Annotated in this window: 10 protein-coding genes; 3 read left to right on the top strand and 7 right to left on the bottom strand. The window is 70.7% G+C overall.

Annotated elements, in window-relative coordinates; translation table 11 throughout:
- Positions 1–46: 46 nt before the first annotated feature.
- The 5 genes from VF139_07025 to VF139_07045 form a co-directional block, all read right to left on the bottom strand.
- A complete protein-coding gene (locus VF139_07025; GenBank protein HEX6851145.1) occupies positions 47–1,060 on the bottom strand; it encodes a 2-oxoacid:ferredoxin oxidoreductase subunit beta in 1,014 nt (337 codons plus the stop codon).
- Complete coding sequence (locus VF139_07030; protein ID HEX6851146.1) at positions 1,057–2,928, bottom strand: 2-oxoacid:acceptor oxidoreductase subunit alpha; 1,872 nt, start codon at positions 2,926–2,928, stop codon at positions 1,057–1,059. The genes VF139_07025 and VF139_07030 overlap by 4 nt, the downstream gene beginning before the upstream one ends.
- Before the next feature lie 111 nt (positions 2,929–3,039).
- Positions 3,040–3,963 (bottom strand): tetratricopeptide repeat protein, encoded by a 924-nt coding sequence (locus VF139_07035; GenBank protein HEX6851147.1) that lies wholly within the window; start codon positions 3,961–3,963, stop codon positions 3,040–3,042.
- Positions 3,960–4,580 carry a hypothetical protein gene (locus VF139_07040; GenBank protein HEX6851148.1) on the bottom strand — a complete coding sequence of 207 codons (621 nt, stop codon included), beginning with the start codon at positions 4,578–4,580 and terminating at the stop codon, positions 3,960–3,962. The genes VF139_07035 and VF139_07040 overlap by 4 nt, the downstream gene beginning before the upstream one ends.
- A gap of 163 nt (positions 4,581–4,743) precedes the next feature.
- On the bottom strand, positions 4,744–6,915 hold the full coding sequence (locus VF139_07045) for a penicillin acylase family protein (protein ID HEX6851149.1): 2,172 nt from the start codon (positions 6,913–6,915) through the stop codon (positions 4,744–4,746).
- Positions 6,916–6,970: 55 nt separating this feature from the next.
- Between VF139_07045 and VF139_07050 the strand changes: the two genes are divergently transcribed.
- Positions 6,971–7,459, top strand: a complete 489-nt coding sequence (locus VF139_07050; protein ID HEX6851150.1) for a DUF4199 domain-containing protein — start codon at positions 6,971–6,973, stop codon at positions 7,457–7,459.
- 89 nt (positions 7,460–7,548) lie between these two features.
- On the top strand, positions 7,549–8,142 hold the full coding sequence (locus VF139_07055; protein HEX6851151.1) for a hypothetical protein: 594 nt from the start codon (positions 7,549–7,551) through the stop codon (positions 8,140–8,142).
- Here VF139_07055 and VF139_07060 read toward each other — a convergent pair.
- Both VF139_07060 and VF139_07065 read right to left on the bottom strand, forming a co-directional pair.
- On the bottom strand, positions 8,111–9,082 hold the full coding sequence (locus VF139_07060; protein ID HEX6851152.1) for a DUF1028 domain-containing protein: 972 nt from the start codon (positions 9,080–9,082) through the stop codon (positions 8,111–8,113). The two genes, VF139_07055 and VF139_07060, sit on opposite strands and share 32 nt — an antisense overlap.
- Complete coding sequence (locus VF139_07065; GenBank protein HEX6851153.1) at positions 9,079–11,343, bottom strand: Rne/Rng family ribonuclease; 2,265 nt, start codon at positions 11,341–11,343, stop codon at positions 9,079–9,081. Before VF139_07065 ends, VF139_07060 begins: the two co-directional genes overlap by 4 nt.
- Before the next feature lie 263 nt (positions 11,344–11,606).
- On the opposite strand from VF139_07065, the gene VF139_07070 reads away from it, so the two are divergent.
- On the top strand, positions 11,607–12,026 hold a 420-nt coding region (locus VF139_07070; GenBank protein ID HEX6851154.1), incomplete at its 3' end, for a 1-acyl-sn-glycerol-3-phosphate acyltransferase.

A 12,026-nucleotide genomic window follows, 5' to 3' on the forward strand; every position in this document is an offset into this window, starting at 1 on the left:
CGAGGCCTTCGCCTCGCCCTCTTCCGGACCCGAAAGGGAACGGACGTTACTTCACGTCCCACGTCTCGCCGCTGTAGATCAGCTTCTCGAGGTCGCCTTCGCCGAGTTTCGCGATCACCGCCGCCATCTGGGCGGCCATTCCCTCGTCGAGGGACTGCGTGGGGTTGTGCCGGAAGACCCCGATCGGCAGCGGGAAGTTCGGCTGCTCCATCTGCGCGAGCATGAACGCGTAGGCGGCGGGACCCTTCTCGTCGTGCACGATGAGGTCTTTCTCCGTGATGCCTTCGCCGAGGTGCACGACCTCCGGGACGAAGGGGCTCTTCATGCGGATCCCCATGTCCTTGTTCTTGCCGAAGATCAGGGGCTCGCCGTGCCGGAGGGGAAGGAGGTTGTCGTCGCGGACGTCCTTCTCGCGGACCGAGTCCCAGGCGCCGTCGTTGAAGATGTTGCAGTTCTGGAGGATCTCGACGAACGCCGTCCCCTTGTGCTCTCCGGCCCGCTTCAGCACCTCCTTGAGGTGAGGCGTGTAGACGTCGACGCCGCGCGCGAGGAAGGTCGCGCGGGTGCCGATGGCCACGGCGAGGGGGTTGAACGGGCGATCGAGAGTGCCGTAGGGACTCGACTTCGTGCGCTTGCCGAGCTCGGAAGTGGGGGAGTACTGCCCCTTGGTGAGTCCGTAGATCTTGTTGTTGAACATCAGGATCTTGACGTCGACGTTGCGGCGCATCGTGTGGATCAGGTGGTTGCCGCCGATCGAGAGGGCATCCCCGTCGCCGGTGGCGATCCACACCGACAGCTTCGGGTTCGCGATCTTGATCCCGGTGGCGACCGAGGGGGCACGGCCGTGGATCGAGTGGAAGCCGAAGGTGTTCACGTAATACGGGAACCGGCTCGAGCAGCCGATCCCCGACACGATCACGAAGTTCTCCTTCGGGATGCCGAGCTCGGGGAAGACCGACTGGACTGCGGAGAGGATCGCGTAGTCCCCGCAGCCGGGGCACCAGCGCACCTCCTGGTCGGAGACGAAGTCCTTCTTGGTGAGGGCCGGGGCGGTGCTCATCGGATCGCTCCTTCCGGAGTCATTTCCCGGATGCGGTCGAGGATCTCGCTCTCGCGGTAGGGCTGCCCCTGGACCTTCGTCATCGGGGTGACGTCCTTCAGGAACGTGCCGCGGAGGATGAAGGCGAGCTGGCCGAGGTTGATCTCGGGGACGAGGACCCTGTCGTAGTGCGAGAGGACCTCGCCGAGGTTCTCGGGGAACGGGTTGAGGTGGCGCAGGTGCAGGTGGCCGACCTTGCGCCCCTCGGCGCGGGCGCGGCGGACGGCGCCGGTGATCGCGCCCCACGTCGACCCCCAGCCGATCACGAGCAGGCCGTCCTGGTCCCCTTCCACCTCGGCTGGCGGGAAGTCCTTCGCGACGCGGTTCACCTTCTCGGCGCGCAGGTGGATCATCCTCTCGTGATTGGCGGGGTCGTAGGAGATGTTCCCGACGCCGTCGGCCTTCTCGAGGCCGCCGATCCGATGCTCGAGGCCCGGGGTCCCCGGAAGCGCCCACGGGCGGGCGAGCGTCTCGGGGTCGCGCAGGTACGGGAAGAACCCGTCGGGATCGCGGCGGTAGTTGACGGTGATCGGCGGGAGGTCCGAGAGCTTCGGAAGGCGCCACGGCTCGGCGCCGTTCGCGATGAACCCGTCCGACAGGAGGATCACCGGGGTCATGTGCTTGGTCGCGAGGCGGACCGCCTCGTAGGCGAGCTCGAAGCAGTCGGAGGGGGACTTCGCCGCGAGGACGATCAGCGGAGCCTCTCCGGGGCGACCGAAGACCGCCTGGAAGAGGTCGGCCTGCTCGGTCTTGGTCGGAAGGCCCGTCGAGGGGCCTCCGCGCTGGATGTTCACGATCACGAGCGGGAGCTCGGTCATGATCGCGAGACCGATGAACTCCATCTTGAGCGCCATCCCGGGTCCGGAGGTCGTCGTGAGGCCGATCTGCCCCGCGAACGACGCGCCGATGGCGGCGCCGATGGCTGCGATCTCGTCCTCCGCCTGGAAGGTCGTGACGCCGTAGTGCTTGAATCCCGACAACTCGTGGAGGATGTCCGATGCCGGGGTGATCGGGTACGAGCCGAGGAACAGCGGGACCCCCGCCTTCTTCGCGGCGGTCACGAACCCGAGGGCGAGCGCCTGGTTCCCGGCGATGTTGCGGTACGTGCCGGCCTTGAGCTTGGCGGCGGGGACCTCGTAGGTCGCCTGGAACAATTCGGTCGCCTCGCAGTAGGCGTAGCCGGCCTTGAGGGAGAGCTTGTTCGCCTCGGCCATGTCCGGCGTCTTCCCGAACTTGTCGTCGATCCACTTCAGGGACACTTCCATCGACCGGTTGTAGAGGTAGTACATCATCCCGAGCGCGAAGAAGTTCTTGCAGCGGTCCTGGATGCGCTGGGGAAGCCCCGTGTCCTTGAGGGCCGTGCGCGTCAGGCGCGTGATCTCCACGGGGTGGACGCGGAACGCGGCGAGCGAGCCGTCCTCGAGCGGGTTCTTGTGGTAGCCGGCCTTCGCGAGATCGGTGTCCTTGAAGCTGTCGGTGTTCACGATGATGATCCCGTTGGGCTTCAGGTCCTTGACGTTGACCTTGAGCGCGGCGGGGTTCATCGCCACCAGCACGTCGGGGGCGTCGCCCGGGGTGAAGATGTCCTCGGAGGAGAAGTTCACCTGGAACCCCGAGACCCCGGGGATCGTCCCGGCCGGCGCGCGGATCTCGGCGGGGTAGTCCGGGAAGGTCGCGAGATCGTTTCCGACGGCGGCGGCCGTCGCGGTGAACTGGGTCCCCGTCAGCTGCATCCCGTCGCCGGAGTCTCCCGCGAAACGGATGACGACGCGGTCGACCTTCTCGACGTGGTGTTTGGGATGCGCGGAATCGGTGGTGGAGGTGCTCACGTTCGATCCGAGGGCGCAGCCGGAAAAGGCGGACCTTCCGCCGATCCGGCGCGCACACCCGGCATTATGGGGGATCGTGCGAAGAGCTTACAAATGCCCGAAGTCAGGCGGTCAACTGACGTCGGTCAATTTCCTCATGAGCCACGCGAGCCGCCCGCGCACGGAATCGGCGTCGGGGGCCTGGGGAACCCGGGCGAGGTAGTGCTCCAGGTCGGCGATGGCGGCGGTGGGGCGCCCCATGTGGGCCAGGAGCAACCCGCGGTCGCGGATCTCGCGGGCGTCGTCGGGCTGGACGACGAGCAGCCTCTCGACGCATCCGAGGGCCTTGTCGTAACTCCCCTGCGCGAGGTGGATCCGCTTCAGGTTCAGCAGGAGGCGCGAGAGCATCTGCGACCCCGAGGCCCCTTCGAGGATGTCCCGGCGGAACAGCGCGACCCGGCCGGTCGTCCGGAAGACCAGGTCGCGGCAGTCCTCCTCGGTGATGATCGCGCCGGCGTGGAACGGGTCGACGAACACCGTCCGGCCCTGCTCGTCGACGCGGACGACGAAGTGCCCGGGGAGGGCCACGCCACGCACGATGAGCCCCGCGCGGGCGGCGACCTCGAGGTAGAGCAGGGAGAGCGTGAGCGGGATCCCGAGCCGGCGGTCGAGGACCTCGTTGAGGTAGGAGTTCCTCGGGTCGTCGTACGACTCCGAGTTCCCCTGGAAGCGAAGCTCCTCGAAGAGGAACTCGCGGACCGCGTCGACGCGGGCGAAGGGGTTCGCGCGGGCGACCACCCGACGCGCCGCCTCGCCGCCGAGCGTGTCCACCCGCCGCATCTCCCGCTCGACGTCGAGGCCGGGGTACTCCTCGGCCGCGATCCACAACGCGGCCTCGAGGAGGTCCATGTCGGGGCCCCGCGCCACCTGCTCCATCAGCCGGGAGCGAGCGGCGACGGCGTGCGCCTCCAGCCTGGGAACCGGCGACGGGTCCCCCCGGCCGACGTCCCCTCGGGACGCCGACGCGGTCGGGGGGCGCAGCGGCTCGCCGGTCACGCGATCCCCTCCAGACGGCGTCCCGGTACGGCCTTGAGGATGAGGCGCCGTCGGGCGTAGTCCAGCTTGCGGCGCTCGCCGTCGCCGAGGTCCTCCTCGATGGACGCGAGCAGTTGCGCGGCCTCGGAGTAGCGGCGCGCCTGGAAGGCGGCGTCGGCGCGGCGGCGCACGAGCTTCACGCGCGCCTCGCGCACGAGACGCTCGGATTCGCGGCGCCACTGCTCGAGGACGTTCTGCTGGTGGGTCTCGAGGTCGGGCCAGCGGGAGAAGTCGCCGCGCAAGAGCTCCTCGCAGAAGCGGCGCAGCAGTCCCGACTGGCGCTCGACCTCGTCGCGCGCCTCCTCGGGGCCCCAGGGGTAGCGCGGCAGGAACAGGATCTCGGGGTCGGTCGCGCCGACGATGAACGACAGGCGCACCGAGCGGCCGGTCGTCGCGGGGCGGATCGAGACCACGACCGAGCCCCAGTCGAGCTCGACGATGACCTCGCTGTGCTCGTGGATCGCGGTGAAGGCGTATTCGTCGTCGCGAGTGAACCGGTAGCCGTAGTCCTTCTCCAGGAACGCGAACGCGCGCGGGACGCTCTCCTGGAAGGCGTCGAGGACGGTCTGGATCTTCACGTTCGTCATGCCACCCGCGAGCGCGCGAGATTCCTCGCGCGAAGGGGCGGAACGTACGACGGGGTGCGGGGTACGGCCATTGAAATAGACGTACTCGCGCCGCGAAAAACGCGCTCGATCCAAGGAGCTTCCGCGGTGTCGGCGATGTCGGGGGACCGCCCGTTCAGGGCACGAGGCTCACGCGCGACACGGCGACGCGATCGACGCCCGCGCGCGTGAACGGAAACGGGAAATCGCGCCCGCCGGCCCAGGCTTCGAGCTGGTCGTCGCGGTGGCGATCGAAGAGGTTCCCGGACTGGCCGAGGGGGAGAACCAGGCGCGACGCGTCGGGGTCGCCGAGGTCCACGATCAGGCGCGCGGAGGCGATGCCGCGCACCGCCATCGTGCGCGAGCCGAGTCCGAGTCCCGCGACGCCGACCGTGTGCGAGTCGCCCGGAAGCTCCACGGGGCCGACGTCGAGAAGGGGCGCGAGCGCGGGGGCGGCGTCCGAGCCGGGATGACGGTAGAGCAGGCGGTGCCGCGTGCCGTAGCTCCACCGGGACGGATCGCCCCCGTCCTCCGCGACGACGCGGGCGATCGCCCGCGCGAGCGCCCGCTCGACCGCTTCCTCCCGCGTCTCCCGCACCGGAGTCGTCGGGTCGTCCCAGAGCTCGGCGCCCTCGCCCGCGACGACCATCGCGTCGAGCGCCGTCCAGCCCGCGGGGAGCGTCCCGAGACGCTCCCTGGACGCGAAGGCCGCGCTGCGAAGCTCGCGCATGAAGACGTAGAACAGGAGGGACGGCCCCCTCCGATCGGCGACGCGATCCCACGACGCGAGGATCGCGCGGGCGCGGCGTGCGTCCGGGTCGCGCAGCGGCAGCCCCGCGAGCGCGCCGATCATCCGCTCCGCGTACCGCGAGCGATGGTCGTTCTGGAGGGCGCGGAAGTCGGCGATCGTCGCTTCGGTGGTCCCCTCGAGAACCTGACGGATCCGCAGGACGCGGTCGTTGGAGTAGAACAGGCCGGACCACGGCACGCGCCGCCCGGCGGCGCTCCAGTCGTCGTTCGCGCTGGCGACGAACCCCTCGGGAGGATCGACGACGTCCGGCATCGCGTCGAAGGGGACGAGCCCGTCCCAGTCCCACGACGGATCGCCGTCGGGGACGGGGAGCCGGCCGTCGCCGCCGCGTCGGTTCGGGATCGAGCCCGCGACGAAGACGCCGATGCTCCCGCTGGCGTCGGCCCAGACCACGTTCATCGACGGCCCGGTGTGCCCGGCGAAGGCGGCGCGCAGCGCCGCGCCGCTCTCCGCGCGCGCGGCGTCCAGGAAACAGGAGAATCCCTGAGGCCGCAGCCGCCACGCGGCGCGCCACCGCTCGGCGACCGCCCCGTCGCGCTCCGAGAGGAAGAGGTCGGCGTCGTCGGCCTGGTGCATCGTGATGCTCCAGGCGAGCGAGCCGTTCCGGCCGATGAAGATCCCCGGGGCGCCGGGGAGGCTGAGCCCCGCGACGTCGAGGCCGTCGTTGCTCGTGACGTGCGCCGCGTACCAGACCCCCGGCATCTCCGCGGCGAGGTGCGGGTCGCCGGCGAGGAGCGGCTTCCCCGACGCGGTTCGCGATCCCGAGACGGCCCAGGCGTTGCTGCCGCGCGCGCCGCCGGACTCGGGGACGATCGACGCGCGCTCGCGGCCGAGGAAACGGTCGATGGGGGGGATCACGGTGGGGGCCGGCTCGCCCAGCGCCGCGAACGCGGCCGCGGTCGCGAGGCCGTGCGCACGCGCGGTCGCGAGGTACATCCCCTCGCGCGAGGGCGCTTCGGTCAGCCCCGCGTTCATCAGCGCCCCGAAGGCCAGGGAGTCCTCGGCCGTCCAGGCAGCCGGCTTCGCGCCCGCCAGCGCCAGCTCGATCGGCAGGGTGGCGGTCTCGAGCCACGCGTTCACCCCCTGCGCGTACGCGTCGAGGGCCGCCCGCTCCTCGTCCGAGGCCGCGGCGATCGATCGCCGCGCGTCGTCGAGATACCCCTCGGCGCGCGCCTCGCCGTCCATGCCGGCGAGGGCCGGGCCGAACAGCTCCGACAACGTCCCCCGCGCCGCGCGCCGGCGAAGCTCCATCTGGACGAACCGGTCGCCCGCGTGCCGCCACCCCAGAGCCCGCCACGCGTCGGCTTCGGTCGTCGCGCGGATGTGCGGCACGTTCCGCCCGTCGAGCACGATCGTGACCGGCCCGTCGAGCCCCGCGAGGCGGTGCGTGCCGGTCGAGGGAGGGAGCGGACGCCGCGCGACGACCAGCAGCACGAGGAAGAGGATCGTGGCGACGAGGGCGGCCGCGACGGCGGCGAGGCGGAGGGCGCGTTTCATCCCGGGCGATTATAGGCGGCTCATCGGGCATACTGCGCGCGAACAGGAGGTCGCCATGAAGCCCACCGTTACCGCCGGCGTCGTCCTCGGAATCCTCGTCGTCGTCTGGACCTTCGTGATGGGGTTCACGGGCTGGTACAAGGACCCCGCGAAGCTCTCTCTGTTCTACCTCGTGATCGTCTTCGAGATCGGCGTGCTGATCTGGGGACTTCGGAAGACCGCGGCGCTGGGGAACAACTACATGGCTCAGGTGCTCGCCGGGCTCGCGATCGCGGGGATCGCCTCGGTGTTCGTCTTCTGCGGGTCGTACCTCTTCACGACCGTGGCGTTCCCCCAGTACTTCGAGGAGATCCGGGCGATCCAGTCGGAGCAGCTCAAGGCGTCGGGGATGCCGGAGGACCAGATCCAGGGGGCCCTCGAGATGGCCAAGGCCATGCAGACCCCGGTCGTGAACGCGGTGATGGGCGTCGTGGGGACGATGATCACGGGGCTGCTCGCCTCGCTCGTGATCGCCGCGTTCGTGAGGGCGAAAAAGCCCGCTTAGCCCTCTCCCCGCGCGCGAGAGCCGGTTCGCTGCCGCGTTTCGGTCGTCGTGCCCCGGCGGGCGTAACAGCCGCCCGAGGAGGACGCCGCATGCGCCACCCCTGGATCCCGACGCTGGTCCTGTCGCTCGCCGCCACCGGAGCATGGGCCCAGGCGATCAACATCGACTTCGGACGCGAGCACCCGCTTCCGGGTGAAGGTTGGGGGGCGGCGCCGAACCAGCTCGGCCCCTGGAACGCCGTCGAGTCGCTCGAGGGGGAGATCCCCGTCCTCCTCGACACCTCGGGACTCCCGACGAAGGTGAGCCTCGCGTGCGACCTCCCGTTCGGGCCGGCGACGCTCGACTCGCGCTACACGGCCGGCAACCTCGAGGCGCTGCTCGACGACTACCTCGATCTGCATTCGGTTCCCTCGACCCTCGCGGTCTCGGGGCTCGCGCCGGGGCGCTACGCCTTCTACGTCTACGCGTGGGCCCCCGACTACCCGAAGGCTCGGACGTCGGTTTCGATCGGCGACGGCCGGGCGGAGATCGTGGGCGGGTTCGGCGGCGGAGGGGTGTTGATCGAGGGGGTGCACTACGCGCGGATCGCGACGCGCGTGCGCGCCGGCGAGCCGGTCGAGGTGCACCTCTTCGGCTTCGGGAAGGGAACCCTCAACGGGCTCCAGATCGAGCCGCTTCCCTGACCTTGGGTCCCTGCCGGAGGATCGACTCGACGAGCCCTTCGGCCTTCGGGAGCTGCCCGACGTCCGGAAGGCGCGGGACGAGGAGCATCCAGGCCGGGTTCATCCGGAAGGCGCGCGCGAACATCGGCATCGCCTCGTCGTTCCGGCCGTTGGCCACGAGGGTGACGGCGGTCCAGAAGACGAACTCGTCGTTCTGCGGGACCATCGCCTGTGCGGCGGAGTACTCCTTCAGCGCCTCGTCCATCTTCCCCGCCGCCACCGCCTCGTCGCCGCGGTTCATGCGCTCGTAGGCGCGGTGGAGCGTGAGCAGGCGCCGCATCTCCGCGAGCGGGTCGGCGTGGTCCTCGATGCGCAGGTCCACGAGGCGATCGGTCCAGGGCTTCTCCGACGGCTTGCCGCGGACGACGAGGATCGCGGCCGACTGCTTGCCGCGGATGTCGCCTCCCGCGACCTGCGCGGCCTCGAGCGCGGCGAGCATCCGCTCGGCGAGCGGTCCCCTGGACTTCTCGAATGCCGCCGCCATCGCGTCGGGGACCTCGTCGCCGAGCATCAGGTTCGCCTGGACCGAATACCCGTCCCCGGTGCGATGCCCCGCGGCGGGGATGCACATCGGCCCCGTATAGACGGCGACGCGCCCCTGCGCGTCGACGAACGCGACCTGGCGGGCCTCGGGGTGGAGATCCTCGCCGACGAGGTGGTCGAGCGCCTCCTTCGGGGGCACCCCCGCCCGCATCATCGCGAGCCCCTTCGGGCCGTACGCGGGCTCGACGAACGACTGGGTCGCGACCGCTCCCACGCCGGGCTCGGCCCAGGGAACGATCGCGCCCACCGAGAACCAGTGACTCTGGACGGCGACGCCGAGGTCGCCGTTCATCGGGTCGCGCGCGACGATCGAGTACGTCGAGACCAGCGACGCGACGACGACGAACGGGGCGATCACTCCTCTCCCCCTTCGCCGCCGGGAGGCGGGGGCGCCTCGGGCGCTCCCTCGCCGCCGTCGGCGGGGCGGCGCAACGCGCCGCGGCGACGACGGGGAGGCCGGGGCTTCATCGGCTCGGCGTCGGGGCGCTGGCGGCGTCCCACCGCGGCGGGCATCAGCTCGTTCACGCGCACGTGGCGAGGGACGTAGACCTCGTCCTGCGGAGGCGGGGAAGGCTGGGACGGCGGTTGTGGCTGCGGCGGCACCCCATCCTGGCGGGGCTCGCCCGGAGCGGGACCCTGTCCACCCCCGCGACCGCGGCGACGGCGACGGCGACGTCGCCGCCTTCCACCGCCTTCGCCGGGGGCGGGCTGGCCGTTCGCCTGAAGCGGCCGCGCCTCTCCGGTCGGCTCGTCGGTCCCCGCCTCGTCGCCGTCCTCGTCGTCGATGTCGTCCTCGATCGGAGCGGCGACCTCGGGCGCGATCTCGAACGGCGCGGGCATCGGCTCGCCGGGCGGGGCGACGGGCGCCGCGTCCTGCGCCCCCGCTTCACCCCCGCCTCCCTTCCCGCGACGGCGACGGCGCCGGCGTCGCTTGCGTCCGCCGTCGGTCTCCGCGGGCTGACCGGGCACGCCCGGTTCGGCGGCTTCACGCGCGGCGCGCTGCGCGAGCGCGGCGGGGGAGTCGTCCGGGCCGACGGCGGAGGAATCGGCTTCCGCCGGCTCGGCCGCCTCGAGATCCTTGAGATCGGGGGGCGGCGGGGGCGCCGCGCGGTCGGGGAGCACGAGCGCCGGCGGCGGCTCGACCTTCTCGCGGGGGAAATACTCGAACTCGCTCTCGTGGCGCAGCAGCGAGCCCTTCGGCTCGACGAGGATCTTGATCCCGGCGCGGCGCTCGAGGGAGACGAGCTCGTCGCGCTTGTGGTTGAGAACCCAGTGCGCCACGTCGGGGGGGAGGCCCATGCGGATCTTCCCGAGGTCGGGCTTGCTCGCGCGCATCTGGAGCTTGCGCAGGGCGGCAAGGCCGGCGGGCTCGACGTTCTTCACGAGCCCGAACCCCTCGCAGACCGGGCAGGTCGTGTACGACGCGCCGATCTTCTCGCTGCGCAGCCGCTGGCGGGCGATCTCCATCAGGCCGAGCTTGGAGATGCGCGTGACGTCGTATTTGGCGCGGTCGTTCTTCATGGCGGCGCGCATCGCCTGCTCGACCTTCTTCTGGTTGCGCGCGGCCTCCATGTCGATGAAGTCGATGACGACGAGCCCGCCGAGATCGCGAAGGCGCAGCTGGCGCCCGATCTCCGCCGCGGCCTCGAGGTTCGTTCCGACCGCGTTGTCCTCGGAGCCCCCCTGGCGCGGGGCGCCCTTGGAGTTCACGTCGATCGCGGTCAGCGCCTCGGTGCCGTCGATGACGATCTCGCCGCCGGACTTCAGCGGCACGCGCCGCTTGTAGATGCTCTCGATCTGCTCCTCGAGGTTGAACTTCGCGAAGAGCGGCCGGTCCCCCGTGTAGAGCTTGAGGACCTTCGCCTTGGTCGGCATCACGTCCTTGACGAACTCGAGCGCGCGCTCGTAGGTGTCCGGGTTGTCGACCCAGACCTCGTCGATGTCGGGGGTGAAGTAGTCGCGCATCGTCCGGATGACGAGGTCGCGCTCCCGGTAGACGGCGCCGGGGAACTCGGTCTGCCGCGACGCACGGCCGATCGAGTCCCACAGGCGCAGGAGGTAACGCAGGTCGCGCTGCAGCTCGACCTTGCTCTGGCCGACCCCCGCGGTCCGGACGATGACGCCGAACCCCTCCGGGGGGCTGAGCTCCTCGATCGTCTTCTTGAGCTTCTCGCGCTGCGCGGTGTCCTCGATCTTCCGCGAGATCCCCGCGGAGTCGACGCCGGGCATCAGCACGAGGTACCGGCCCGGAAGGGAGAAATACGTCGTCACCGTCGGCGGTTTCCCGGCGTACGGTTCGCGCACCACCTGGACCATGAGCTTCTGCCCGGGGTGCAGGTGCTGACCGATCTTCCCGCCCTTGCGGCTCTCGGAGCGCTGCGGGAGGAGCTTGAAGTTGACCTCGTCGAGGGGCAGGAACCCCTTGAGGTCGGGGGAGATCCTCAGGAACGCCGCTTCGAGGGCCGGGTGGACGTTTTCCACCACCGCGTTGTGGATGTTGCCCTTGATGTTGGTGCGGCTGAGGGTCTCGATTTCGTACTGCTCGAGGACGCCGTCCTCGAGGATCGCCACGCGGGATTCCTCCACGTGCGTGACGTTCACGAGCATGGTCTTCGCCATCTTGGTTTGCGGGCTCTCCTGGAAGTCGCGCTTCCGTCGCCGTCGGCACCTCCCCGGTGGGGATCGCGTCTCCGGTCTGCTTCCGCCGCGGCGTCGGGGCCCACCGCTTCGGGGGCCGTACCGACGACGTCGCGACGGGCGCCCCTTCCGTTCGGCTTGGTGCGGGGGGGCCCGGGTCGCCTGGAGCCGGGAGGAGCCTATCACACGCTTGCGCGCGGGCGTCGTCGTCGGGTAATACGGGCCTCCGTTTTCGGGGGACGCCCTTGTCCGCGATCGCACGAGGACTCTGGTCGGTCTACGCCTGGCCGGCGTTCGTGGCCAACAGCGCCCTGCGGTACCCGCTGGTCTTCCTGTGGCGCCGCGGGCCGACGGTGGCCGACTCCTTCCAGCGGTGGATGCACGGCTGGGCTCGGGTGAACCTCTCCGGCGGGCTGTACCGGACGGTCGTGGACGGCCCGTCGGACGTGCCGAGCCCGGCCGTCGTCGTCACGAACCACCAGCACATCTTCGACGTGCAGCTGATCGCCGCGCTCGTGCCCCCCCCGCTCCGTTTCGTCGCGAGGGAGGAGGTTCTCGACGTTCCGTTGATAGGATCGGTCCTCCGGAGGGGAGGGCACCTGACGGTGGCGCGTGGGGCGGGGGCGGCCGCGAACGAGGCGGTGATCGCGCAGGCGATCGCCGCG

It is taken from the genome of Candidatus Polarisedimenticolaceae bacterium, from assembly GCA_036376135.1.
GTDB lineage: Bacteria > Acidobacteriota > Polarisedimenticolia > Polarisedimenticolales > DASRJG01 > DASVAW01.